At 34.9% G+C, this 26,454-nt stretch carries 28 protein-coding genes; 12 read left to right on the forward strand and 16 right to left on the reverse strand.

Translation table 11 applies throughout. The features are described 5' to 3' along the window. Positions 1–183: 183 nt before the first annotated feature. Positions 184–1,554: a hemolysin family protein gene (locus Q2T76_RS06745; protein WP_302084770.1), complete on the forward strand. Its 1,371-nt coding sequence runs from the start codon at positions 184–186 to the stop codon at positions 1,552–1,554. Here Q2T76_RS06745 and Q2T76_RS06750 read toward each other — a convergent pair. Then, the gene (locus Q2T76_RS06750) at positions 1,551–1,913 is read right to left on the reverse strand and encodes an iron-sulfur cluster biosynthesis family protein (RefSeq protein ID WP_302084771.1); all 363 of its coding nucleotides are present in this window, start codon (positions 1,911–1,913) and stop codon (positions 1,551–1,553) included. The genes Q2T76_RS06745 and Q2T76_RS06750 overlap by 4 nt on opposite strands. A 70-nt stretch (positions 1,914–1,983) precedes the next feature. After that, complete coding sequence (locus Q2T76_RS06755) at positions 1,984–2,655, reverse strand: HAD hydrolase-like protein (protein ID WP_302084772.1); 672 nt, start codon at positions 2,653–2,655, stop codon at positions 1,984–1,986. Between the two features lie 107 nt (positions 2,656–2,762). Here Q2T76_RS06755 and Q2T76_RS06760 point away from each other — a divergent pair, with 107 nt between their 5' ends. After that, entirely contained in the window at positions 2,763–5,066 is a 2,304-nt protein-coding gene (locus Q2T76_RS06760) for an HAD-IC family P-type ATPase (protein ID WP_302084773.1), read from the forward strand. A 27-nt stretch (positions 5,067–5,093) separates the two neighbouring features. On the opposite strand, the gene Q2T76_RS06765 is transcribed toward Q2T76_RS06760, so the two are convergent. Together Q2T76_RS06765 and Q2T76_RS06770 are read right to left on the reverse strand one after the other, a co-directional pair. Beyond that, positions 5,094–6,056, reverse strand: coding sequence for a ribose-phosphate pyrophosphokinase (locus Q2T76_RS06765; protein WP_302084774.1), 963 nt, complete (start codon positions 6,054–6,056; stop codon positions 5,094–5,096). A gap of 18 nt (positions 6,057–6,074) precedes the next feature. After that, a complete protein-coding gene (locus Q2T76_RS06770; RefSeq protein ID WP_302084775.1) occupies positions 6,075–6,452 on the reverse strand; it encodes a DUF1694 domain-containing protein in 378 nt (125 codons plus the stop codon). A 110-nt stretch (positions 6,453–6,562) separates the two neighbouring features. Here Q2T76_RS06770 and Q2T76_RS06775 point away from each other — a divergent pair, with 110 nt between their 5' ends. Next, positions 6,563–6,796 carry a hypothetical protein gene (locus Q2T76_RS06775; RefSeq protein ID WP_302084776.1) on the forward strand — a complete coding sequence of 78 codons (234 nt, stop codon included), beginning with the start codon at positions 6,563–6,565 and terminating at the stop codon, positions 6,794–6,796. Between the two features lie 36 nt (positions 6,797–6,832). Beyond that, a complete protein-coding gene (locus tag Q2T76_RS06780) occupies positions 6,833–7,048 on the forward strand; it encodes a hypothetical protein (protein ID WP_302084777.1) in 216 nt (71 codons plus the stop codon). Positions 7,049–7,082: 34 nt separating this feature from the next. Here the strand turns inward: Q2T76_RS06780 and Q2T76_RS06785 are convergent, their stop codons facing one another. From Q2T76_RS06785 to Q2T76_RS06795, 3 genes are all read right to left on the reverse strand, one after another. Beyond that, positions 7,083–8,234, reverse strand: coding sequence for an ArgE/DapE family deacylase (locus Q2T76_RS06785; protein ID WP_302084859.1), 1,152 nt, complete (start codon positions 8,232–8,234; stop codon positions 7,083–7,085). 127 nt (positions 8,235–8,361) lie between these two features. Beyond that, positions 8,362–9,171 carry a metallophosphoesterase gene (locus tag Q2T76_RS06790; RefSeq protein WP_302084778.1) on the reverse strand — a complete coding sequence of 270 codons (810 nt, stop codon included), beginning with the start codon at positions 9,169–9,171 and terminating at the stop codon, positions 8,362–8,364. Positions 9,172–9,277: 106 nt separating this feature from the next. After that, positions 9,278–10,066 carry a glycosyltransferase gene (locus tag Q2T76_RS06795; RefSeq protein ID WP_302084779.1) on the reverse strand — a complete coding sequence of 263 codons (789 nt, stop codon included), beginning with the start codon at positions 10,064–10,066 and terminating at the stop codon, positions 9,278–9,280. A 136-nt stretch (positions 10,067–10,202) separates the two neighbouring features. Between Q2T76_RS06795 and Q2T76_RS06800 the strand changes: the two genes are divergently transcribed. After that, complete coding sequence (locus tag Q2T76_RS06800) at positions 10,203–12,137, forward strand: ATP-binding cassette domain-containing protein (protein ID WP_302084780.1); 1,935 nt, start codon at positions 10,203–10,205, stop codon at positions 12,135–12,137. A 42-nt stretch (positions 12,138–12,179) separates the two neighbouring features. Here Q2T76_RS06800 and Q2T76_RS06805 read toward each other — a convergent pair whose 3' ends face one another. The 5 genes from Q2T76_RS06805 to Q2T76_RS06825 form a co-directional block, all read right to left on the reverse strand. Then, positions 12,180–12,905 carry a glycerophosphodiester phosphodiesterase family protein gene (locus tag Q2T76_RS06805; protein WP_302084781.1) on the reverse strand — a complete coding sequence of 242 codons (726 nt, stop codon included), beginning with the start codon at positions 12,903–12,905 and terminating at the stop codon, positions 12,180–12,182. Between the two features lie 81 nt (positions 12,906–12,986). Next, positions 12,987–14,144 (reverse strand): N-acetylglucosamine-6-phosphate deacetylase, encoded by a 1,158-nt coding sequence (nagA, locus tag Q2T76_RS06810; protein WP_302084782.1) that lies wholly within the window; start codon positions 14,142–14,144, stop codon positions 12,987–12,989. Between the two features lie 105 nt (positions 14,145–14,249). Next, positions 14,250–14,633 carry a hypothetical protein gene (locus Q2T76_RS06815; protein ID WP_302084783.1) on the reverse strand — a complete coding sequence of 128 codons (384 nt, stop codon included), beginning with the start codon at positions 14,631–14,633 and terminating at the stop codon, positions 14,250–14,252. Between the two features lie 40 nt (positions 14,634–14,673). Then, complete coding sequence (locus tag Q2T76_RS06820) at positions 14,674–15,732, reverse strand: D-alanine--D-alanine ligase (RefSeq protein WP_302084784.1); 1,059 nt, start codon at positions 15,730–15,732, stop codon at positions 14,674–14,676. Between the two features lie 146 nt (positions 15,733–15,878). Beyond that, on the reverse strand, positions 15,879–17,189 hold the full coding sequence (locus Q2T76_RS06825) for an NCS2 family permease (protein ID WP_302084785.1): 1,311 nt from the start codon (positions 17,187–17,189) through the stop codon (positions 15,879–15,881). A gap of 198 nt (positions 17,190–17,387) precedes the next feature. Here Q2T76_RS06825 and Q2T76_RS06830 point away from each other — a divergent pair, with 198 nt between their 5' ends. Continuing rightward, a complete protein-coding gene (locus Q2T76_RS06830) occupies positions 17,388–18,323 on the forward strand; it encodes a DUF1002 domain-containing protein (RefSeq protein ID WP_302084786.1) in 936 nt (311 codons plus the stop codon). 29 nt (positions 18,324–18,352) lie between these two features. Here the strand turns inward: Q2T76_RS06830 and Q2T76_RS06835 are convergent, their stop codons facing one another. Further along, complete coding sequence (locus tag Q2T76_RS06835; protein WP_302084787.1) at positions 18,353–19,000, reverse strand: ribonuclease H family protein; 648 nt, start codon at positions 18,998–19,000, stop codon at positions 18,353–18,355. A gap of 68 nt (positions 19,001–19,068) precedes the next feature. Here Q2T76_RS06835 and Q2T76_RS06840 point away from each other — a divergent pair, with 68 nt between their 5' ends. From Q2T76_RS06840 to cls, 4 genes are all read left to right on the forward strand, one after another. After that, the gene (locus tag Q2T76_RS06840; RefSeq protein ID WP_302084788.1) at positions 19,069–19,872 is read left to right on the forward strand and encodes an alpha/beta hydrolase; all 804 of its coding nucleotides are present in this window, start codon (positions 19,069–19,071) and stop codon (positions 19,870–19,872) included. Then, on the forward strand, positions 19,865–20,293 hold the full coding sequence (locus Q2T76_RS06845) for a hypothetical protein (RefSeq protein WP_302084789.1): 429 nt from the start codon (positions 19,865–19,867) through the stop codon (positions 20,291–20,293). Before Q2T76_RS06840 ends, Q2T76_RS06845 begins: the two co-directional genes overlap by 8 nt. A gap of 12 nt (positions 20,294–20,305) precedes the next feature. Further along, on the forward strand, positions 20,306–21,001 hold the full coding sequence (locus Q2T76_RS06850; RefSeq protein ID WP_302084790.1) for a zinc metallopeptidase: 696 nt from the start codon (positions 20,306–20,308) through the stop codon (positions 20,999–21,001). Positions 21,002–21,064: 63 nt separating this feature from the next. After that, positions 21,065–22,534 carry a cardiolipin synthase gene (gene cls / locus Q2T76_RS06855; protein WP_302084791.1) on the forward strand — a complete coding sequence of 490 codons (1,470 nt, stop codon included), beginning with the start codon at positions 21,065–21,067 and terminating at the stop codon, positions 22,532–22,534. Positions 22,535–22,564: 30 nt separating this feature from the next. Here cls and Q2T76_RS06860 read toward each other — a convergent pair whose 3' ends face one another. Then, the gene (locus Q2T76_RS06860; protein WP_302084792.1) at positions 22,565–23,266 is read right to left on the reverse strand and encodes an MgtC/SapB family protein; all 702 of its coding nucleotides are present in this window, start codon (positions 23,264–23,266) and stop codon (positions 22,565–22,567) included. A gap of 57 nt (positions 23,267–23,323) precedes the next feature. Further along, positions 23,324–23,794: a hypothetical protein gene (locus Q2T76_RS06865; RefSeq protein ID WP_302084793.1), complete on the reverse strand. Its 471-nt coding sequence runs from the start codon at positions 23,792–23,794 to the stop codon at positions 23,324–23,326. Between the two features lie 152 nt (positions 23,795–23,946). On the opposite strand from Q2T76_RS06865, the gene Q2T76_RS06870 reads away from it, so the two are divergent. Together Q2T76_RS06870 and Q2T76_RS06875 are read left to right on the forward strand one after the other, a co-directional pair. Beyond that, the gene (locus Q2T76_RS06870) at positions 23,947–25,287 is read left to right on the forward strand and encodes an Nramp family divalent metal transporter (RefSeq protein ID WP_302084794.1); all 1,341 of its coding nucleotides are present in this window, start codon (positions 23,947–23,949) and stop codon (positions 25,285–25,287) included. Between the two features lie 45 nt (positions 25,288–25,332). After that, positions 25,333–26,076 (forward strand): hypothetical protein, encoded by a 744-nt coding sequence (locus tag Q2T76_RS06875; RefSeq protein WP_302084795.1) that lies wholly within the window; start codon positions 25,333–25,335, stop codon positions 26,074–26,076. Here Q2T76_RS06875 and Q2T76_RS06880 read toward each other — a convergent pair. After that, positions 26,073–26,423, reverse strand: coding sequence for a DUF488 domain-containing protein (locus Q2T76_RS06880; RefSeq protein ID WP_302084796.1), 351 nt, complete (start codon positions 26,421–26,423; stop codon positions 26,073–26,075). The genes Q2T76_RS06875 and Q2T76_RS06880 overlap by 4 nt on opposite strands. Positions 26,424–26,454: the final 31 nt, after the last annotated feature.

Genomic DNA, 26,454 nt, shown 5'->3' on the forward strand with positions numbered 1-26,454 from the left:
AAGCCTTACATATATATAAGTATAAAAGAAACATATTCATTGTTCAATTCCTATAGAAAAAATTATAAGTTTGTTTTTTACATTTAAGAATATTACAATATGCTTGTATTATAGCATCTAAGTCAAGAATTATTAAGACTTGCTATAATAATCTTATCAATAAATAAAGAGGTTGCTAAAAAGTTGGGAAATGAACAATTATTAATAAACTTGTTAACAATCGTTATCACGTTTATTCTAGCCTTTTTCTTCGTGGCATCCGAATTCGCTTTAGTTACGGTTCGACCTAGTCAAGTTGAAGAAGCCATTGAAAAAGGTACGGCAAGTAAGAAGAAGCTCCAAAGAATCTTACACATGTCACATAACTTAAACGAGTACTTATCGACCACACAAGTTGGTATTTCAGCCGTGGGTATTATCATTGGTTGGATCGGTGAAAGTACTCTGGAAACAATTTTCGTAGATATCTTGGGGATTTTTCATGTTCATGGTGGAGCAAGTATGCACGCTGTTGGATCAGTCGTGGGTATTGTTGTCCTAACTTATTTAGAAGTTGTTTTAACCGAAATTGTACCTAAAAACATTAGTATCGATATGCCTTTGAAGATGTCACTGTTCGTTGTGACACCTTTACATATTTTCCATACAGCATTTTATCCATTTGTATGGCTATTAAATATCTCCGCAACTGGATTAGTCAAAATGCTAGGTTTCAAACCTGCCAATACTGACGATCAATCTTTCTCTCAATCAGAGATTTTACGATTGTCACAAACAGCGGTAACTAGCGGACAACTGGATGAAGAAGATTACGTCTACATGCAAAGAGCTTTTGAATTTAATGATAAAGTTGCTAAAGACGTCATGGTCGATCGTACTAGATTATATACAATTGACATCACCACTACCGTTGCCGAAGCTGTTAAGGATTATCTACAAGAAGGATATTCAAGAATTCCTGTTGTTGCCGACGGTGATAAAGATAATATCTTAGGTTATGTTTATTCATATGATCTGGTTAAACAAAACCAAGTAGACGGTTCAATTCAAGTCAGCCGTCTTCTAAAAAATATCATCACTGTTCCCGAGACTATGCCAATTCAAAAAATCTTGAATCGAATGATTCATCGTCAAGCACCGTTTGTTGTTGTAGTAGACGAATATGGTGGAACAAGTGGTTTAATCACCGACGATGATATTTATGAAGAATTATTTGGTCCAATGTATGACGAGAACGATGATGCTGCTGATGAATACATCTATAAAGATGATCAAAATCAAATCAATGTCTCTGGTAAAACCACACTTTATGATATTCAAAGATATTTTGATGTAGATATTGAAGCCTTTGAATTGTCAGATATTGTTACCATTGGTGGTTTCATTATGGAAAACTATCCCAAGACAAAAGATGGCAGTGTGATTACGGTTGCTAACTTACAATTCACAGTTCTTGAGTTTGATCATACTTTCCCGGTATTGTTCAAAGTTGAAAAACTTGCAGAAGTACCTGAAGAAGAAAATACAGAAGAAACAAAAAAAGCTGAGGATTAAACCTCAGCTTTTTTAATGTGTTCTATTCCAACTGATCCATCAATTAATTCCGATGTATTACTCATTTGTAATGTTGTCGTACTTGGTTTCACTCTAAAAGTGATATCGCTTTTGAAATAATAATCCGAACTCTGCTTTACAAATACCGGTCCAACATTACTATCAATTTCCAAACTATAATCGTTATGGAAATCTACACTATCTTCGACTAACAAAATACGAAAACTAGTATCGAGTGAGCACATCCCTACTTTGGAAAACATTCCTACACCGTCATCCAAGTCCAAAAGAATTGCTTCATTATCTTGTTTCTTATCCAACAAAATCTTCTTAGATTCATCATCAAAAGTAATTTTCATATCAAAAACCCCTTTTCCTTTTACATAGAAATTGAATCAACGTTATTAAACACGTTCCAAGTGTTACTTGTCACGCTCTATTTTCATTATGCACGATTTTTGATATTTCTAAAGGATTTTGCACTATCCAATCAGATTTGGCTTTTTCCAATTCTTTTAGATCACCGTAGCCATACAAAACACCCATCGAACGTAGATTATTATAGTGTCCACCTTCAATATCGTTTTTACGATCACCCACCATTGCGATATTTCCTTTATCAAATTCGTGTGGTAAATTGTTCAATCCATAGGTAATAACATCTTTTTTTGCATTACGTTCATTTTCTAACTCTGCCGCACCAAAAACATCATTTAAATGGCGGTCAAGTTTTAAATCAGTTATGATTCTTTTCGCAGTTTTTTCTGGCTTAGAGGTTGCAATATAAACCGGAACATTTTGATGTTTCAAATTCTCTAACATCTCTTCAACACCGGAATAAATATTGTTTTCACGCCAGCCTCTATCATCATAATACTCACGGAAGATATCAATCCATTCTTGAATTTTCTCATGATCTTCAGGATCAACGCCATCATATTTAACAAAAGTTTCACCTAATGGTGGTCCAATAAAGGTTTTTAAAGTTGCTTCATCATGATAAATGCCAACTTTTTCGTACATATATTGTAGAGCTTTGATAATTCCCTCTTGAGAATTAATCAAAGTTCCATCTAAATCAAAAAATACACTGGATATCATTAAGTTACTCCTTCAATCAGTTTAAGTTTTATTATAGACAAACGTTTTTCAAAAAACTATCGTAATTTTTTTGTTATAGTATAAGAAAGCTTTTTTGAGGTGAATAAATGGATCAAACTAACCTACAAACTGGTTTGACTAACAATGAAGTTACCAAACAAGTTGCTGCTGGTCAAACAAACGTTACTATCGACAAATTAACCAGGACTAACTGGCAGATTATTTTTGATAATCTCTTTACTTTGTTTAATATTATTAACCTTGTCCTAGCCGTCCTAGTTGGAATAACCGGCGTCTTCAACAACCTCTTCTTCCTCGGTCCTGTTATTGTAAATACTCTATTTGGTACCTATCAAGAAATTAAATCCAAGAATGAAATTGATCGAATTTCTTTGATTAATGAACATGAAGTTTCAGTTCTAAGAGATGGGCAATTAATTTCGGTAAAAAAAGATGCCTTAGTAAAAAATGACTTGGTTCAATTAGCTCGTGGTGACCAAATTCCTGCCGATGGAATTGTTAGAAAGACTGAAGGAGTTGAAGTCAACGAATCTTCTCTTACCGGTGAATCTAACTCCATTGCCAAAAGCGTTGATGATGAAGTTCTTTCAGGAAGTTTTATCGTGAGTGGAACTGCTTTAATTCAACTCACTCACGTTGGTAATGATAGCTTCATTTCCAAAATGTCTTTAGAAGTTAAACATGAAAAACGTAAAGTTAGTTTTTTGATGAAAACCATCAATTCAATTATTCGAGTATTAACTTATGCGTTGGTACCTCTGGGATTAATTCTGTTCTTCTCGGCTTTTTTGAAGAATCATAGTTATAATCAATCAATCTTAGGAACTTCTGCTCTGGTTATTGGAATGATTCCCGAAGGTTTAGTCCTATTAACGACTGTGGCTTTGAGTGTCGGAGCCTTGAACCTTACTCGAAAAAAGACCTTAGTTAGGTCACTATCTTCAATTGAAACACTTGCTCGTGTTGATGTGCTCTGCCTTGATAAAACAGGAACCATCACCACTGGAAACTTAAAAATAACCGACATAATTACTAAAAACAAAACTGAGAAATCAGAAATCATTAATATTGCCAAGAGTATTGTTGATGCTACTCAAGAGGAAAATCAAACTGCTCTGGCGATTTCTAACTATCCTGCAGAGTTTGAAATAATTAAGCATACCAAAGCCATGCCTTTCTCATCAGAAAAGAAAAGCTCTGGTTTCGTGGATGAAAATAACAACACTTACACCATGGGTGCTTTGGAATTCATGATTGATAATCCGAATCCAAAAGATATTCAAGAGATCAATGACTACGCCAAAGATGGTATTCGAGTGATTGCCATTCTTAAAAACGACACTTTGTTAGGTTTCTTATTAATTGTCGATGAAGTCAGAAAAGAAGCGAAGAATACTTTCTCTTATCTAGAAAAGCAGGGTGTCACCCTTAAAATTATCTCAGGAGATAATCCTTTAACTGTTTCAAACGTAGCTCAACAAGCTAATATCAAAAACAGTGATAAATTCATTGATCTTTCTCAAATTGAAGGCGAAATTGATTATGAATCAATCATCAAAACCTACACTGTCTTTGGTCGTGTTAAGCCGGAACAGAAGAAGTTCTTATTAATCGCCATGCAAAACCAAGGACTTACCGTAGGAATGACCGGTGATGGAGTAAATGATATTCTGGCAATGAAACAAGCCGACTGTAGTATTGCGATTGCTGGTGGCTCAGACGCTGCCGAATCTACCGCTGATTTTGTTCTCTTGAACAAAAATTTTGATTCCATGATTTTTGTCTTAAATGAAGGACGTCGAGTTATTAATAATATTGAACGTGTCGCCTCGCTTTACTTAATTAAGACGATATATTCACTATTCTTGACTATTATCTTTATCTTCCTTCACTCAGAGCTACCTTTCCACCCTTCACAAATGACCCCGGTTAATGCTCTAACAGTGGGAATTCCAACCTTCCTATTAGCGTTACAACCCGACTACCGGCCACCAGCTGGTAAATTCATGCGTAATGTTTTAGAAATTGCCTTGCCGGCAGCAATCAATATTGTCCTATGGACGATGGTTATTACTTACTTTGCAAACATTACTCATATGTCACATGCTAATTCCTCAACTCTAATTGTCTTACTTATTTCATCAATTGGCTTCGCTGCTTTATTCGTAATTGGACGTCCAATCAATCGCATCAAAATTGGAATTTTTGCTACATTAATAATTGCCTCGTTAATAATTTTTATTTTCAGTGGTAAAATCTTTAGCTTAGCAAATCCATTTAATCCAGATATCTATCTCTACAGTATTGTGATTATTCTAGCAGCCTATCCACTCTTTGAAATTACGCGAGAAGTTCTTGGTCGCAGAGTTTTTAGTAAATTTGCCAAATAAAAAAACCTTCCGTATTGGAAGGTTTTTTTATTTAACTATTTCAACTCTATCACGCATTTTGAATAAGTCGTGAGTTGAAACACAATTTTGAATATTATTAATTGCATCACCGATAATTGGTGCTACTGAAATACGAACTAATTTATCAAATTGTTTTTCTTCAGGAATTACAATTGTATCAGTTACAACGATTTCTTTGATGATTGATCCATCAAGTCTCTTCACTGCATCACCGGAAAAAATTGCATGGGTTGCTGCAGCATAGATGGTTTCAGCACCAGCCACATTCAAAGCCCGAGCGGTATTAATCAATCTGGTTCCTGTATCAATTAAGTCATCCATGATGATACAAGTTTTACCTTTTACATTACCTACAATATCAGGAATGTTAGTTTTGGAATCTTTTCTTTGATCAATAATAGCAATCTGTGATTCGAAAACTTCGGCTAATTCCCGAGCTCTTTTACTTGAAGAATGACTTGGAGCCACAACAACAACATCTGAATTTGCTTCTTTATCGTGGAAGTATCTTTCAAATAGAGGCATTGCTTTCAAATGATCAACCGGCATATCAAAGAATCCTTGAATTTGATCAGCATGCATATCCATCGCAATTACACGGTCAATTTTTGTCATTTCTAATAAGTTAGCAAATAGTTTAGCGGTGATTGGTTCACGCGAACGAGATTTACGATCCGCTCTAGTGTAAGAGAAGTATGGTAGAACTGCTGCCACACTATTAGCACTTGCTCGTTTCAAAGTATCAATAGCAATTAGAAGTTCCATCCAGTTGGTATTAACTGGATCAGAAACTGAATCTAAAACATATACATCACAACCACGAACACTTTCATTAATCATGATAGAAATTTCACCATCAGAAAAATGACTAATGGTGCAATCAAGCAATGGAATATCCATATACTTAGAAATTCTTTGTGCTAATTCCATATTACCGTTTAAGGCTAATAACTTCATTTTGCTGGACATTATACTTATTGATTCTCCTTATAAAATTACTGGTTTTGATACCGGTTCGTACTCGTTAGCAATTACTAAGCCCATATCATTGTCAGTGTTTTGCTTTTGAACACGCACATTTTCTTTAGCGATAATCGTGAATTTAAAACTCTTCCCGGCAGCTAAAGCAATATACTTACCTTGAAGTGCTTGTTCCATACTACCACTAATATACATTCGGTAGTCAGGATGATCGTCCATTACTTTTTCAACAATCTTGAAGTTGTCCTGATTTCTGGCTTGTAACACCGTCAATGAAATGGCAACCCGTTCTTGAAAATTTCCCAGATACTTATTTTTCTCATCGGGTTTTAACTGGGGACCACCAAAAACATGATCTTTTAGATACTGTTCTACTTCTTCCATGCAATATCCTCAATTTCAATTTTTTGTACTTATTCCATTATACAAAATATTGGCGTTTTATTCAGTATAAGAAGTATAATTAACAAAATAAGTTTAAGGGGTGTGATTTTATGGATGAAAAAGTCTTTTTTAACCCAGGAGATGCAATTGCTAATGCCCATGATTTTGGTGAAGCAATGCGTAGTGCTCAGATTTATCGTGCTAAAGACCCATTAGAAGCACCATTAATCATCGCCAAAGATGCAAAAAACAATAAATCATTTGCGGTTTATTTTGAAAAAGACAATGCTCAGACGAAAAAAGATGCTAGCATTATTGAATATGATGTAGTTGATCGAATTTAAGACAATTCGCTGTGTATAAAACAAGGATATTTTCTTATGTTAAAAGAAATCTTTTTATCTTTTTTGGCTCTAGTAGCTGTGTATATTCTAGTTTGTGTAGTGGTTGCATTTGTAAAAACTATACATATAAGAATTAAAGATAAAAACAAAAATAAAGAAGACTTGAAGCGAAATTTTATTGAGGTGTTCATAGATAAATTAATGGAATTACTAAATCCACTTAATATCATTGAATGGCTCTTTATGCAGTAATAAAAAAGCTAAGAAATTAATCTTGGCTTTTTTGTTATTTCATATACTCTACAAATAATTCTTCGTAAATATCAATGAAGTTGAAATAGACTTGTTTATTTACATATTCGTTTACTTGATGAGGCATTGTTGGCTCACCTGGTCCAAATACAATAAATGGAAATTCATATGGTTTATCTTTTAGTAAGTTAGATGCATCAGTTACACCAGCAACTGCCATCTTAGGAATCTCATCTTTAGAATATTTTTCACCAATCTTCTTGGCAAGATTAATGAGTTTAGAATTATCATCATGTTGAACAGATTCCAATGACATGTAAATATCCATGTCTATTTTTGCGCCGTCATTATTTTTTTGATCAACTATTTTTTGCATTGTGGAAACAACTTCATCATTATCAAATTCTGGAATTGTTCTGACATTAATTTCAGATTCAGCACTTTCTGGAATTGAGTTAACTTGGTTTCCACCGTTAAAGATTGTTGTGTTGAAAGTTAAATCACCTAACAATTCGTTCTTCTTACCAGCACCACGGAATTTTTCATTGGCAATATTCAAAGCGGATAATAGTGGATCAATCGCATTGTATCCTAATTCAGGCATCGAACTATGCGAAGCTTTTCCTTTTGAAGTTAGTTTAATGTCCATTGAACCTTTGTGAGCATATACTAAGCTGTAACCAGATGGCTCACCGATTACTAGGGCATCAACATTGTCCATCTCTCCTTTTTCATAGAAAGTTTGAGAACCTTTTTCACCAACTTCTTCACCGACAGTTGCCATCAACCGAATTGTTCCTTTAGGAAGAAGATTTTGCTCCTTAATATCAATCATAGAAATCATGAAAGCTGCTAAACCTGCTTTCATATCGGTTGCTCCACGGCCATACAAGTTTCCATTTTTCTCAGTTAATTCGAACGGATCAGTGTCCCATTGTGACAAATCTCCGGGGTCAACCACGTCCATATGTCCTGAAACACCTAGAACTGGTTTTCCACTTCCTATTTCAGCAATTAGATCTACTCTCCCTTTTTCAATGGGAATTATTTTAGTCGTAATTCCATGTTCCTTAAATACCTTAGAAACATATGTAGCTACTTCTTCTTCGTTTCCATTAACAGAATTAATTTTTACCAAATCAGATAAAATTTGGACTTTCTTTGCTTCATCAAAAGTTGAACCCATCACGAACCATCTCCTCATTTACTATAAATTTAATTATAATTCGAGTGTAATCCTAAAAATTAGATTTTTCAACGGACATACCTTCAATTTATTTACAAAAAAATAAGCTCACAATTGTGAGCTTACTCTAAAATTTAATTGAAAAAGCAGTTACTTCAGGAACCACATTGAATCTGGCATGAAGTGAAGTTGTCCCTAGTCCAGTATTCACATACAATTTCATTCCATCAGATAATGTATACATCCCTCGGACATACTTTCTTGCTAACACATTGGTAATTGGTTTAAACGGAATCCAAATTTGTCCACCATGACTATGTCCAGCCAATGCAAGCTGCGTATTGGTATTAACGAATTGGTCAGCCACATCTGGTTCATGTGTGAGTAATATTGAATAATCATATTTTTGACGATAGGCCAAAGTTTGATTAACAGAAGGATTTCCCAGCAGTGAATCGTCAAGTCCACCAATAAAAATCTTCTTACCGGAATCTGTAGCAATAGTTTGTCCAGTATTCTTCAAGACTGTAAAGCCGGACTGATTCATGACATATTCATAAACTCGAGCAGCACCGCCGCCATAATCATGATTACCCCAAACAGCATATTTACCAATTTTGGCTTTCATGGCACTAAGTTTTGCGATTATCTCTGATTCATGACTGTACTTGGAATAATTATCGAATAAATCACCAGTAAAAACGATCACATCAGGTTTTTGTTCATTAACTTTATCAATAACTTTGTCCAAACGATTTGATTCATAGGCTTTAGATACTTGAATATCGGAAATTTGTACTAATTTTAATTGTGTTTTCTTTTGATTGTCACCAAGTGAAATATTATTAGTATGAACCATAAATGGTTCAACTTTAAATGCATACACAGGAACTAGCACTATTAGCACCAGAACAAAGAGAAGAATTTTTTTAAACAATTGATTCACCTTCTTTTTGAGTTGAGTGCTACCTTACAGGTTATTTATTTTGATTGCAAATGTTTCTAAATTTTTTATAAAAAAACAGTAGCTTATCTAGCTACTGTCATTTTTTCTTACTATTCGTATCTAAATCTAACTGCTCACCCATATTCTGAATTATCTGCTTATGAATGCGAAAGTTAGCAACCGAAACATCTTTGATGTTATTGATGGCAAAGTAATTGTGAGAAGTACTATTTTTTCTTTGATAATAATGATACAAAGGTTTGGTCGAATAATAGAAATTATCAGTTGTGCTGACATATTGAACGTTAAAGATGGCATCTTCCATTAAATTAACGTCCGTCGCAAAACTTAAGTCATTTTTCTTAATCAATTCCAATTTATATGCCTTGTTCCAGGCGTATCCCATAACTGATCCATTGGCACTGATGATTCTTTTCAACAATTCATTACGGTCAACTACTGCGCCAGTATTCTTAAAAATTCCTTTTTGTTTCGAATTCTTGTCTGTTTCAACCATAAATCCACAACAAGCCAAATCAATGTCGTTTTCTTCAAAAGCCTCCACAAAAAAAGCCAAATATTCTGGATCAACCCAGTCATCACTATCGACAAAGGTAATATATTGACTGTTAGCTTCATGAATTCCGGTATTTCTCGCCGCTGAGACACCTTGATTTTCCTTGTGTTGAATTAACTTAAAATTCTCATATTCCTTTGTGTACTGCTCACATATTGCAACTGAGTCATCTGATGACTGGTCATCAATCATAATTAACTGAAAATCCTTAAATGACTGGTCAACAAATGAATCCAAAGACTTCTTCAAATATTCTTCGGCATTATATATAGGCATTACTACAGTAAAAATATAATCCTCTTTATTCAAAAAATTCACGTCCTTATTTTAATTGTTTCAATTCTATCAGAAATCAAAATAAAAACATAATTTATGATAGGCCCTTTTGCAATTATCTAACTATTATAGTAGATTAGACTTATTACACTCAATGGAGGAATATTATATGAGTTTTCTGGAATTAAAGAATATCAAAAAATCTTTCTTTTTAAACAAAAAAGAATTCCAAGTTTTAAAAGACATCAGCCTTAATTTTGATCGAGGAGAATTTGTCTCAATTTTAGGAGAATCAGGTGGTGGTAAAACTACCCTTCTAAATATTATTGGTGGACTCGACTCACAATACGAGGGAGACGTCTTATTAAATGGACAATCTGTCAAAAGTGGTTCCGAAAAAGGACTAGATGCTTATCGAAGCAAAACTATTGGTTTCATTTTTCAAAGTTTTCATTTGATTAGTCATCTAACCGTTTTACAAAATGTTTTAATCCCATTAGAAATGTCGTCAATGTCTCGTAGTCAACGTACCAAAAGAGCTAAAGAACTACTGACTCAAGTAGGTCTTGGTGACCAAATGGATAAACATCCCGGACAATTATCTGGTGGACAGAAACAACGTGTCGCCATCGCTCGTGCGTTGGCAAATGATCCCGACATTATTATTGCCGATGAACCAACTGGTGCTCTGGATTCTCAAAACACCAATGAAATTCTGGAGATTCTGGAAAAGATTTCTCAACAAGGCAAACTTGTTATCGCCGTTACTCACTCAGATCAAGTTGCTGAATATGGAACTCGAGTAATTCACTTAGTTGATGGCCAAGTTGATTCAGATAAACAACTCAGAGACAAAGCTGATGATGTCAAAAAAGATAGTAAAGTTACAATTAACCATTTAAGTTTTATGGATAACTTTATGATGGCAATGAATCATATGCGTTACTATCTGGGACGAAATTTATTAATCATTTTTGGTTTAATGATTGGTATTTTTTCAGTTGTCTTCATGTTAGGTCTTGGTAACGGTGTAACTGGTTATATGAACCACGAAATGAACAAATTAGCTAATCCAACAGCCATTCAAGTTTCCAAAAACTCAACATCTAATGATCCTCAGATGTCTGAATTCACGATGAAAGAAAAAGATCTTAACACATTCAAAAAAATTAAGAATGTTAAAAAAGTAGAAAAAGGATATTTTGCTGATACAGTAAAACTTTCTAATGGTAAGAAAAACGTTACTGCTCAACTTTTCCAAACCTGGAATGAAACTATCAAAGAAGATGATATTACAACTGGGAACAAACCTGGCAAGGATGAAGTTGTCTTAGTTAAGAATGATGCCAAAACTTTCAAAAAAGATTATAAAAAATTAGTTGGCAAAAAAATCACTCTTTATATAGGTGCACTTGATAAAAATAAACGCCCTATTCAAATTGAGAAAGAGTTCACTGTTTCCGGAATTCTTAAAGGTGGAACCACCAGTGTCGATTATCAAACTCTGAAAACACTTTATGCAGCAAACAATGCCACTTTGGATCCTAACTTTGCAACTCTGAAGGTTAATTCCACACCTAACGTCAAAGCTGTTCAAACTAAAATCAAAGACTTCAAAATGACTAAGGATAAGAAAAAAGTTGCTAAGTACACGTTAGCCGGAGTGGGTGCTCTGATTGATACTCTTACTACTTATATCAATCTCGCCTTCTATTTATTAGCTGCCATTGCTGGAATTTCATTACTGGTCTCGGCTATTATGATTATTGTTGTTCTTTACATCAGTGTTTCTGAAAGAACTCAGGAAATTGGAATTTTAAGAGCTATCGGTGCCAGAAGAAAAGATATCCGAAATCTCTTTATCTCTGAAGCTTTCTTACTAGGACTTATCTCTAGTTTACTATCGGTAGGCTTTGCATATATTTTACAAGCACTTGCAAATAATGCATCACAATCCGCTATTGGAACGGCTATTATCCAAGTATCTGCTGGAAATGCCATCTTTGGAATCGTCGTAAGTGTGGTTATTGCTCTGTTAGCTGCTCTGGCACCATCTAGAAGAGCCGCTAAATTAGATCCAAGAGATACCTTAACAAATGAATAGAACGTAAAAAAGAGTGACTTCTAATGAAGTCACTCTTTTTATTTAGAATTCTTGAGCTCTATTGGTGAAAATTCCATCGACTCCCCAATTAAATAATTGATTAGCTCTGGCCTTATCGTCAACAGTCCAAACATTAACTTCATAGCCATGTTTTTTGAATTCCTGAACCTTTTCCTTAGTTAAAGTTTTGTTCTCCACATGGATTGCTTGAGCATGGCATGCTTGAAGATATAAATTCCAGTCATCATCCAAAGTTTCTTTCTTAAATAGACAGGCATACTTTAGTTCAGGCTTTAGTCGTTGAAGTTTCAATAGCATAATGGGATTAAAACTAGAGATAAGCACTTCAACTTCCGGATTCAATCGATCAATTTCTTTGTTTAATTTTTCAACCAAAACGTCCGCTAAATGATTCGCATTGTCAGCAACCACTGCTTTTAATTCGATATTCACGTTCAAATGTTGCTTGTTAATTAAATCAATAGTTTCGTGCACAGTTGGTACATGTTCATTTACAAAATCGCTATCAAACCATGAACCGGCGTCTGCCTTTTTTACTTCTGCACTATTAAGTGTGGTAATCGCACCACTGATATTTGTTGTTCGATCTAAATAATCATCGTGTAAAATAAATAACTCTTCGTCGCTAGTAATTGAGATATCTGTTTCTAACCAGTCAACATTAGTTTTCGATAATTCCTTAAATGCAGCAATTGTATTTTCTGGTCTAATACTAGAAACACCTCGATGGGCGTAAATCCGTTTCATAACTGACTCCTAATAAGTTAATAGGCATATTTTATCACAATAAAAAAGACTGAGCTCTAACGAACTCAGTCTTAATAATTATTAGGCTTTATATCTAGAAACACCATCTAAGTATGTTTCAGCAAGACTCATATCTTGATTTAAAACAATAAAGTCAGCATCTCTACCAGGTAAAATAGAGCCACATTTATCGTTTACTTTGCTACTTTTAGCAGCCACGTAACTTCCCATCATAACTGATTCTTCTGGAGTAACAATATTCCAATCAACAACGTTCTTAATTGCATCGTCTAGTTTTAGAATACTTCCAGCTAAGTTATGAGTTTCATCGTCTAGGCGAGCTGTACCATCTTTAACTACAACTGGAAGTTCACCCAAGATATAATTACCATCTGGCATCAATCCAGCACGCATACAATCAGTGATTAAAGCCACATGCTCTGGAGTTTTGCTTTCAATCAATGCTTTAGCAGCATAAGGTTGAACATGATATCCGTCGCAGATTAATTCATCGTCAACTAAGTTCATACTCATTGCGGCACCAACCATACCCGGTTCACGGTGTCCAAATGGTGACATTCCATTATAAGTATGCGTAAACATTGAAGCTCCAGCTTCAACACAATCCTTAGCTTGTTCAAAAGTAGCACTTGAATGTCCTAGAGCAACTACTGTTCCATCGGCGGTTACATCTCTTGTAAATTCAACTGAGCCTTTTCTTTCAGGAGCTAAAGAGATCTTTTTCAACATTCCCTTGGCAGATTTTTGCCATTCACGATATTCATTGATGTCTGGATCTCTGAAGTATTTAGGATTTTGTGCCCCTTTATGTTCTTCAGTGTAGTAAGGTCCCTCAAAATGAATCCCTTGGATTTTTGCACCTGTAGCATTTTGGTAATTGTCACCAATCGTTTTACAAATGTCGTTTAATTGTTCAAATGATGCTGTCAAAGTAGTGGGCAACCATGAAGTAACACCAGTTTTTAAAAGGCCCTCTGACATTTCATTTAGTTTATCCCAGTCATTATCCATAACATCATGGCCAAGAAATCCATGAATGTGTGTATCAACTAAGCCTGGAGCAATCCATTGATCTGAATACTCAACAATTTTACCATCTGGTTTTTGGTTTTCTTTATAGTATCGACCGAATTTATTATCATCGGTTATTTCTAAATAACCACCATTTTCAGTAGTGTTTTGTAAGAAAAATTTGTTTGCATGAATAAAGTATGACATGAATCTACCTCCATTATTTTCTACAACCCATTATAGCAGTTGCAAAAGGTCTATACCAGAGTGAACTGCATAAAAAAGACGCCATTAGTTAATGACGTCTACTGTTTAGGTGTTTAAATTTAAGTTGTGTTCTTGAATATACTTTTTGAAAGACTCGGTGTCAGCCTTACTTAAGATGACTCCATAGGTCTTATCCATCATCGTCAAAGGTTCGGCACCTTCTTTAAAATCAAAGCGATTCTTAGTTTGATAAATATACAGTTTCTCATAAGGGATTTTTTCAACTTTTTTTACATCTTTGAAAATAGTTAAACTATGCTTATGAATACCGATAAAGCCTGTACCACCACGGCCTACATAATATTTAATATAGCGTCCCCGTTTTGCTTTTTCGATGGAACGTTTCTTTTTAAAATATCCGTTTAACCATATCCACTCGCTGGCAATCAAAATTATTATGATTACTACCACAATGATGATTGCAGCCATTGGTATCCCCTTATATGACTCCTGCATAATTTACCCCTTCTTAATTATTTTGTTCGTACCATTTTAGTTTACTGTTAATAATTGACTCACACAAGTCGGCATAGCTAACACCTTCTGCTTCTGCTTCTTGAGGAAGCAATGATAAAGGTGTCATTCCTGGTAATGAGTTTGCTTCGATAACATAAGCTCCAGAGTCATTTAATAACACATCAACTCTTCCATAGTTTGCCATATCTAAAGCTTCAAAAGTCTTCAAAGCTAAGTCTTGCATTTGTTTATGTGTAGCATCATCCAAGTTCTTAGGTGGTGTAATGAAATGAGTTACATCATTTTCTTGGAATTTGTGTTCAAAGTCATACCAACCAGTATCGACAACAATTTCAATTGCCGGGAAGACATGTCCATCAACAATTCCAATTGAAAATTCGCGACCTTTAACAAACTCTTCAATCAATGCTTCACGATCAAATTTCAAAGCTTCAGCAACCGAAGATTTTAATTCAGATTCGTCTTTCACAATACTTGTACCAACTGATGAGCCACCATTTGCTGGTTTAACAACCATTGGGAAACCAAAACCTAAATCTTCTAATTTGATATCAGTAGTCTTAGTTGCAAAATATTTGGCTGTTTTAATATTGTTTTGGAAGAAAATTTCCTTAGAAAATTTCTTGTCCATAGCAATTCCTGAAGCTAAAGTTCCGGAACCAGTATATTTGATTTCATTCAAGTCAAACACTGCTTGAACTTTACCGTTTTCTCCATCTTCACCATGAAGACCTAAGTAAACAATGTCAGCTGCTTCACAGACTTTTAATACGTTCTTTCCAAAAAGACCACGGGTTCCGTCAGTTCTGAGAGCATTAATCTTTTCAGTTGTTAACACTTCATCACTAATTAATAGTTTGCTTTCATCTTCAGGTTCTGTAGTGAATAATGCATCAACTTCTGCGCCACTGTTGGCATCTACTCCTAAGAATGAGTCAATATAAGCAACTTCGTGTCCTTTACTTCTTAGTGCATTGGTAATTTTTGCTCCTGATGATAAGGAAACATTTCTTTCTGTACTACGTCCACCGGACAATACTACTATTTTCATCGGTTAATCCTCCCGAATTTTAATTTAACGTGTTGTTCTAGAACCTTAACCTTACCATAAATATATTACCGATTACATTACTGTTAAGAATATTTTTACTTTTCCATAAAAAAAAGCGCCTTGATCAAGGCGACTTCATTGTGAGCTTAATTATTGGTTATCCAGAAGAATAAGATAAAGATTAAAGCTAGTGCATAAACCAATGGATGAACTTCTTTTCCACGTTTTGCAGTAATCATTGTAATTGGGTAGAAAATGAAACCAATAGCAATACCATCTGAGATTGAATATGTTAGTGGCATTGTTACTAATGTCATAAATGCAGGAATTGCAATTTCTAATTTGTCCCAATTAATTTCTTTAAGTGAAGTTGCCATCAATACTCCAACAACAATCAAGGCTGGAGCAGTCACATTACTGGTAATGATTGATAGTAATGGAGAGAAAAATAAACTCAAAACAAACAAAATCGAAACAATAACTGAAGTAAATCCAGATCTACCACCAACGGCAATACCAGATGAAGCTTCAACGTATGCTGATGTTGGTGAAGTTCCTAATAAAGAACCAACCATCATTGTTGTTGAGTCAGCAGCTAACGCACTTCCTACTCGAGGTAATTCATTATTCTTCATGAATCCACCTTGTTGAGCAAGAGCAACCAAAGTTCCTGCGGTATCAAAGAACGTTACCATTAAGAATGTTAAGACTACCATCCACATCTGGATACTATTGAAGTCACCTAAATGTTGTGGAGCCACCATAAATGTTGGTTTTAAACTAGGCATACTTGAAATAATTTTTGTTGGTAAAGGAATCAATTGTGTCACTATTCCAACAATTGTAGTTCCAACCATCCCAATAAAAACTGAACCTGGAACTTTCTTTACCATTAAAATAACTGTTACAAAAATTCCAAAAATTGTTAGCCAAGTTGTTCCTACTCTTAATGAACCTAATCCAACTAATGTGGAAGGATTATCAACAATCAATCCACCTTCTTGTAAACCTAGAAAGGCAATGAACAGACCAATTCCGGCCGCAATAGCTAACTTCATATCTTGGGGAATAGCATTAATAATTGCTTCACGAACTTTAAATGCTGTGATTAAAATAAAAATAATTGAAGCTAGAAAGACACCCGCTAAAGCTGTTTTCCATGACACTCCCATTCCTTTAACAACTGTAAAGGTGAAAAAGGCATTAATTCCTAGTCCTGGTGCAACTGTAAAAGGATATTTTGCAACTACACCCATAATCATACATCCAAGTGCTGTAGTAAGAGCAGTGGCAGAGAAAACTGCACCTTTATCCATACCTGAAGCACCTAAAACATTAGGATTAACAAACAAAATATAAGCCATAGAAACAAAGGTCGTAATACCCGCAATAATTTCAGTTCTAAAGTTTGTTTTCAATTCTTTAAAATTGAAAAATTGTTCGATTTTTTCTGTCATTAGTTTAATACCTCTCAAAATAGTTCGTCTTTTTTAAAAGAACAAGTTTATTATATCTAATTATACAAATAAATCAAGTTAAAAATCGAACTATCAAATCTAAACGTTCGTGTTTTACTACTTTATTAATTTATGTTTAGATTTAGGTCCTCCAAAGATTTACCCTGTTATTATTTAACATACGGAGGCACAAGACATATGAAAAAAACGCAAACACTTATAATTACTTTAATCACATTATTAATAGGTATCTTTTCTTACAGTCAGGTAAACGCTGCAGAACTAGACTCTCCAGTTATGACTTTAGGAAGTTCACTTACACAAAATCAGCGCCAAGGAACTATTGACACTTTATCTGCCAAAATCAAAGGAGAAAACTATTCCACCATCACCGTTACTGGTGATAACCTGGTTAAATATTTGAATCCTTCTGGTTCTAATTTCACTTCTGCCTCTGGCGTATGGTCTTCAGCTTTAATTGTTCCCGCTAACTCTGGTTCAGGAATAAATGTGACGATTTTGAATTACAATGGTAACAAAACAATTACCACAATTACCGAAAATCAATATCGAAATGCTGCCTTGACTGCTGGAATTTCTGATGCCAATATCTATGTCACTTCAGCTACTCCAATCGATGGATCTGGTGCCTTAGCCGGTATTTATAGCGCTTATTCAAAGAATGGCGAGAGTTTAAATCAAAGTCAAGTTACCGCTGCTCAAGATGAAATGAATACACTTAGCGAAATTAATCAAGAAAACAAAGGTAAAGATGGCTATACAGACCAACAATTGAACAACGCTATTGCTGGTGCAAAAAGTGACATGGCTGACAAAGGACCTAATATTACCGTTAATGAAATCACCAACATCGTTAATACCCAAATAAATAACAATGGTCTTCAAGACAGCATCACTACCGAGCAACGTCAACAAATCATCACCGTTCTAACCAAAGTCCGGGATTCTGGAGCACTCAAAAATAGTAATTTCAAGGACCAAGCAAAAAAACTTAGCAATGATATTCAAAAATCTGCTGCTAATATTTTCGACAAGTTAAACACTAAAGAAAATCGAAATTTCCTACAGAAACTTTGGGATAATGTAGTTTCCTTCTTTACAAACTTATTCTAAAAAAACCACCTTATAATAAGGTGGTTTTTTTACATTTTATCCATTGTTTCATTTAATAATTGATCAACAAGATTGTTGCCTTCATTTTCTGCATGTCCTTTAGTCCAAGTTATCTGCAGTTTATTAAACTTAGGTAATAGTTGATCTAACTGTTGCCACAATTCGACGTTTGCTGGAATTGAGCCATCGGCTTTTTTCCAGTTACGATTCTTCCAGCCGTTCAACCATCCTTGTGTGATTGCGTTGATTAAATACTTAGAATCAGAAATAACCGCAATTTCAGTCCCCTGTTTCCCTAACGAAATTAATCTTTGAAGTGACTGAATTAAGGCAGTTAGTTCCATTTTATTATTGGTTGCCCCGAATTCACCTTTGGAATCAGAATATCTCTGACCATGATCTTGAATTAAATAAGCCCAAGCTGCCTTGTCATTATTTTTGACATGTCCACCAGCCACGTTCCCAGTATTTCTTGAACCACCATCTGTAAAAACTAGCACGGCATCATCAGAAATTGCTGGTTGTTTCTTTTGCCCTTCAATAAAATCTCTGGCAGCATCTTCGGTGGTAAATCCTTTATAAACCGCTCCAGAAAAACCATCAATTTGTTTCTTTGCTTCAGGCCAGTTGGTATAAATGCCAGGCTTGCGACCTTTTTTTATTGCGTAATATTTCACATTATTCACCTCTACGTGTTAAAAGTATTATAATATAGAGATTAGAAAATAAATAGGATTGAAAGAATTTGAATAAGAAAACACAAACCGCTGATATTCCTAATCGACAAAAAAACTTGGTGTCCGATCAAATACCAACTTTATTTGTGCATGGTTTCCGCGGTGGTGACTACACTACCGAAAAAATGGTGATCGCTTCTTTAGGTAAAACTGGTGCTGATGATTTCTTGAAAGTAAAAGTTAGTCGCTTCGGTCGCATTACTTACGAAGGTACTTGGACTAACAATAAATACCCATTGGTTCAGATCGTCTTTCAAGATAAATTTACTATTTCACAGATTATGTCGCACTGGATAGTAGAAGTTCTAAAAGATCTAACTAAGAATTTTGCTTTTGAAAAATACTATGCCGTGGGTCATTCTCTGGGCGCAGTTGCCTTAACCTTAGCCGAAATTAGTGTGAGCACAAAATTCTACTTACCAAAAATCGACAAACTTGTTTTAATCGCCGGTCCTTTCGCTGGTGTGATTGGTTTGGGCGATTTACCAAACATTAATCACTTGAACGAAAAAGGACGTCCAGTATTTATGGGATTCACTTTTGTTCAATTGATGTTGACCAAGAAAAAATTTCCTAAAGATGTCGATGTTATCAATATCTACGGTAATGTTAATGATTTTTCCAATTCGGATAAATACGTCTCAGTAACCTCCGCCCGTTCAATTTCATATATTCTAAAAGACCATGTTCGTTCTTTTGAAGAATATGAGGTTTTAGGCAATCGTGGTGAACATTCTCAAATGCACGACGATGGCGAAATTTTAACAGCTATGACTCAATTCTTGTTTAAGGATGGTGATAACAATGGCTGAGTTTTCTTATCTACGTCCATTAATTACTGAACATTTCATTTTTGATTTTCCAGCTCATTTTTCTATTAAACAGATTAGCGACTTTACTCAAGGCAATTATGACGAAGTAACTGAAAAATCCAATCTATTAATGCAAGAAATCATGAGTGGTGAAATTTGTCACTGGTACATTGAAGAAAAGAACTCTAATCAAATAATTGGTGCGGTTTCTTATAATTTCGCTAATACTCAATTAGTAGTGAAGCTAGATGAAAGTTTAGACCAGCGGTTTCTATCAGAAATTGCTCAGCGAATTGCTCAGATCTGTTATACCAATTTGAAATTAACCACTTTTTCAATTAATCCCGACGCGAACGTTTTAATTTGCCATGAACTAGAAACTTACTATAATATGGTAAACAAGAAATTTACTTTAAAATAAAGAGGTAACTAAATGTATTATGGTTTCGGTTTTGACTGGACATTTATCTTAGTAATTATTGGTGCGGTAATTGCCGGACTAGCTCAGATGAACGTTACAGCAACCTTTAACAGATATAACAAAATCAATAGTAGAAATAACGTCACTGCCGCACAAGCGGCCCAAGCTATCATGGATGACGCAGGATTAAACAATGTCAGAGTTAATCATATTCAAGGTGACCTAACAGATAATTACAATCCTTCTGACAAAACCTTGAACTTATCCGATTCTTCATATGAATCGACTTCAATTGCTGCTATTGGTGTAGCTGCTCACGAAGTTGGCCATGCAATTCAAGATCAAAAAGGCTACTGGCCAATGAAACTTCGTTCCATGTTTGTGCCTTTAGTTAACTTGGGGTCAACGGCAGCATTCCCGATTATTATTTTGGGTGTTGTCTTGGGAATGAACTACACTTTAATCCATATTGGGATTTATCTTTTCTCACTAATCCTGATTTTCCAAATTATCACTTTACCAGTTGAATTCAATGCTTCGATGCGTGCCGTTAATATCTTGACCACTGGCAATATCTTGTCACAAGACGAATTACCAGCCGTCAAAAAGGTACTTTTCGCCGCTGCTTTAACTTATGTTGCTGCAGTTTTATCAACCGCGTTACAATTCCTACGTCTAGTCCTTTTATTTGGAAATCGACGTGACTAGATTTTTATCAATCAAAACAGTAAACTAGCTATAATAGTTTACTGTTTTTTTAAGGACAAATTCATGTTAGTTAATAATATTATTTTAATCGCTGTCATTTTGATACTTATCGCCAATACAGTTGGTGCGATTGCAACCGTCTTTCACCGTCCCCGTAGTATTTCATCTATCTTGGCGTGGTTACTCGTACTTTTCTTCTTACCGATTATCGGCTTTTTAATCTACGCTTTTTTTGGTCGTGGTTTAGCAGAAGAAAAATTATTTACTATTTCTAATCAAGATCACGTCGGATTACACACACTTGATGAAATTATTAAGCAGAACAACAAAAAACCGTCTACTCCACCAGCTGACGATACTGCTCCAAAGTGTTCAAAGGTCGTTAATTATTACAACAAAACTAACGAATCACCTCTAACTCGTCACAATGACGTCCAATTATACACAGATGGTCAAGAAAAATTTGACGCACTTTTTGAAGATATCAAAAACGCCAAAGAATCGATTCACGTTGAATATTACACTATTTATAACGATGAAATCGGTAATAAATTGATGTCACTCTTAGCTCAAAAAGCTCAAGAAGGATTAGAAGTCAGAGTCTTATACGACGCTTGGGGCTCGGGAAAATTCAATTTTTCTTGGTTTAAGAAATATGAAAAAATGGGTGTGTTGGTAACTTCTTTCATCACCAGTCGTAATCCAATTGCTAAAGCTCGATTGAACTATCATCTCCATAGAAAAATTGTGGTAATTGATGGCATTTATGGCTGGATTGGTGGCTTCAATGTTGGCGACCAATACTTAAACGAAACCAAAAAATTTGGATATTGGCGTGATACTCACGCTCGAATTTATGGAACAGCAGTCTTCTTGATGCAAGAACGTTTTATTATGGACTGGAATGCTTCGATTAGAAACCAACGCAACAAAATTTCCTTTGATCCAAAATACTTCCCAAGTGAAAAAATACCTTACGAACAAACTACTCGTGCGCAAATAGTCAGTGACGGACCAGACCACGAAGCAGAAATTCTTAAGGGTGGCTTCATCAGTATGATTTTGAATGCCAAAAAGCATATCTACATTCAAACACCCTACTTGGTGCCTGACGATTCAATGATTGATGCATTGAGTATCGCTGCTGCCTCCGGTGTTAAAATCAGCATTATGATTCCTGATCGACCAGATCACATGTTCATTTATCGAGCAACTCAATACTATGCTAACTTCTTAACCAAACGTGGGATTAAAGTCTATAACTATGACAAAGGCTTCTTACATGCCAAAACTGCCGTTTTTGACGACGAAATTGCGGTTGTTGGTTCAATGAATCATGACTTTAGAAGCTATAGTTTGAACTTCGAGGCTAATGCCTATTTCTATAACACTAAATTAGCAAACCAATTAAAAGATATTTTTGAAGAAGATGTTAAAAATTCAACTCTAATTACCGAAGAAACAATCAAACAACAAAGCACTTGGTTAAAATTCAAGCAATACTTCTCAAGATTATTATCACCAATTCTATAAACAAAAAGACCGCCAGATTGGCGGTCTTTTTTATACAGACACCATGCGAATGGTATCAATATTCTTATTCAATGAAATATCTTCAACAATATCGGCATATTTCATTCCCTGAGGAATTTCTATTCGATAAATGTTGGTATAAATTTTTTGTTGATTATCTTGGTTAACCGTAAAATCGACATCCCTAACTTTAATATGATGTTGATCAAAGTAATCCTGAATGAATTCCTTCGTTTCTATTTTATGATGATATTTAATTTCAATTTTTTTCAATTGATTAATATGAATAATCTTCTTCAAGAACACTAAAATTAGAATTACAAAGACTGAACTGATAACTCCAATTTCATAGTATCCCATTCCGATTGCCAAACCAATTCCAGCAGTTGCCCACAATGAAGCAGCTGTTGTTAGTCCCATGATTTTGCGGCGATTGACAATAATTGTTCCTGCACCTAGAAAACCAATTCCACTGACTACTTGAGCAATCAAACGAGTCAAATCAGCACGAATAGTTGTTGCTAAATGCATATTGGCTTTAGCAAATTCAATTGTTTGATAACCAATTTCAAGTTGAATCATTGCTACTACACAAGCACCTAAACACACTAAAATATGCGTTCTGATTCCTGCAGGGCGATTTTTGTACTCACGATCGGACCCGATTATTCCCGCAACAACCGTTGCCAATAATAGACGAATTAATATATCTGTTGTTGTTACTTCAAACAAACTATCTCCTCCCTTATTACTTAATAAAAAAAGCCTGATTAGATAAATTCAGGCTGATTATTGAACACTACCAATTTCAATCTCGGTCGAATCGTTGATATGTTTTTCCAATTCTTGTTTGATAACATTAAGTTCATTATTAAAAATCATTTGAACTGATTGACGAGTAGTTAAATTAAAAATTGCTACTACTCGATTCTTTTCACCTAAGTTCACGGGAATCAACGTAATGTGAGCTAATTGTGAATATTTATAAACACTTGAGAAAAAACCGCTATTAACTAGACGTTTTTCTCCAATACCACCAACACCATCCATAATTCCAATTGTTAAAAACAACGCAATTAAGACAATGTAGCCGAATGAAAAACTTAATCCAGCGACTACCCAACTAGCAAATAGTCCTGAAACAATGATTGGTGTGTATTTGTACCTTGATCTAATGGTTATTTGTGACTGCCAATAAATGTTAAAAATTGCCCCCGTAACAAAAATAGCATTAGCAATCCAAATAAATAAATTTGTCATTATTAATACCTCTATTCTAGGTAATAGCTTATCATCAAACGCTTAAAAAGTATAATGATAAGAAAAAGTTAAGTTAGCCTAAAAAAATGGTTTTCTTCCTAATCATTATAGTGTACTATATTGTTTAGGATATTGAGGAAAGGACGAAAAGAATGTCAGAAAAGAAGAAATTTGTAAGCTATGCTAACGGTCCTTCTCTTGAAGAAATCAACGCTACTGTTGAAGTTCCAGAAAACGGAAGTTTCTTCAAAAAACTATTAGCATATTCAGGGCCTGGAGCATTAGTTGCTGTTGGTTACATGGATCCCGGTAACTGGGTAACATCAATTGCCGGTGGTGCTCAATTTAAATATAAATTATTGAGCGTTGTTTTAATCTCTAGTTTAGTAGCGATGTTATTACAATATATGGCTTCTAAAGTAGGTATTGTAACAAGCCGCGATTTAGCACAACTCACTCGTGACCACACTAACAAGAGCGGTGGTTTTGTCTTATGGATTGTTGCCGAATTAGCGATCATGGCAACGGATATTGCCGAAATTATTGGATCTGCTATTGCGATCAAGCTATTATTCCACGTTCCACTATTGGTCGGTGTCTTAATAACCGCCGCCGATGTACTACTATTGCTATTATTAATGAAACTTGGTTTTAGAAAAATTGAAGCTTTGGTTGCAATGCTGATCACTGTTATTCTAGGAGTTTTCTTATACGAAGTTTTACTTGCTGAACCAAACTTCGGCGAGATGATGTCAGGATATATTCCTAGCATTGAAATTACACAAAACCAATCAATGCTCTATATTGCTTTAGGAATTGTCGGAGCAACAGTTATGCCTCATAACTTGTATCTTCACTCATCAATTTCTCAAGCTCGTAAATACGACCGTGAAGATGAGGACTCCGTTAAAGATGCAGTTCGTTTCTCAACTTGGGATTCAAACATCCAATTAACCTTGGCTTTTGTGGTTAACTCATTGTTACTTACTTTGGGAGCTGCTCTATTCTATGGAACAAAAACCGATCTAGGTCGTTTAGGTGATTTATTCAACGCCTTACAAGATCCAGCTGTTGCCGGTTCCATTGCCAGTCCTACTCTTGCTATCTTATTCGCCATCGCGTTATTAGCATCAGGACAAAATTCAACAATCACTGGAACTCTATCTGGACAAATTGTTATGGAAGGTTTCGTTCACATGAAAATCCCTCTATGGGCAAGACGTGTGATTACTCGACTACTATCCATTTCACCAGTTATCTTCTTTACAATTTACTACCACGGAAATGAAGCCAAAATTGAAAGTCTTTTGACCTTCTCACAAGTTTTCTTAAGTGTGGCTTTACCATTCTCGATTTTTCCGTTAGTATATTTCTCAAGTAACAAAAAGTTAATGGGGAACTTTGCCAATAAGCCATGGATAAAATGGTTAGGTTACTTTATAGCGGTGGTATTAACAATCTTGAACATTTGGTTAATTATTACTTCATTCTAAAAGGGCGCAAGCTCTTTTTTTATCTTATTAGAAAGAGAAAAAACATTGGACAATTTCTTATCATTTTATGAACCATTCTTTGACATTAATAATTGGATTGCGGTTTTTGATAGCAAACAAGACTGGATTATCATTATTTCCTTAGTAATCTTGGAATGTATGATGTCGCTTGATAATGCTGTTGTTTTGGCTGCTCAAACCAAAATCCTTCCGGATAAAAAGGAACAAGAAAAATCACTTCTTTACGGTCTAGTTGGAGCTTACTTCTTCAGATTTGTGGCTGTTGGAATTGGTAGTTTTCTTATTCATTTCTGGCAAGTTAAGGTTGTGGGTGCCTTATATCTACTTTACCTGTCAATTTCCTTTTTCATTCGTTTCAAAAATGGTGGTCACGAAAACGGACATAAACACATCCCTGTTATGAAGAAGCTTTCGCTATTCTGGCGAGTAGTTATTTCAATCGAGTTAATGGACATTGCCTTCTCAGTCGATTCAGTTTTAGCATCATTAGCACTATCAGAAAATCCGATCATCCTAGTTTTAGGTGGTTTCTTAGGTATCCTAATGATGAGATTAATTGCCGAAGTTATTTCTGTTATTATGAGCAAAATTCCTGAGCTCATTCCTGCGGCTTACGTGTTAATTTTCTTTATCGCTATCAAGCTCTTCTTAACAATCCCGGCTATTGATATTGAAATTCCTTCATACTTGTTCTTAATTTTCACAATTTTAGTTTTCGTAGTAACATTCATTATCCATTTCATGACAAAGAAAAAACGTCGAGATTAATTCTCGACGTTTTTTAAATACCCTTGTAAGACTACTGCTTGATTATGTAATTCATTTTTTGCACTATAAAGCAAAATAACCTTTGGATGCTGATTAATTTCTTGTACAAAATCTGTGGCTGTTGAATTTTCATGCAACTCTTTTAGATATTTCTTCTTAAATTCATCCCACTTATCATCTTCATGATTGAACCATTTTCTCAATTCACTACTAGGTGCAATTTCTTTTGCCCATAAATCTAAGTTGGCTTTTTGTTTTGAAACACCTCTTGGCCAAACTCGATCCACTAATACTCGATAATAGTCAGTTAATTCATAACTATCATAAATTCGCTTAATTTCGACCATAATCTCACCTTCTTATTACCATGCTACTGCA

The organism is Lactobacillus sp. YT155, from assembly GCF_030504545.1.
Taxonomy (GTDB): Bacteria; Bacillota; Bacilli; order Lactobacillales; family Lactobacillaceae; genus BQUT01.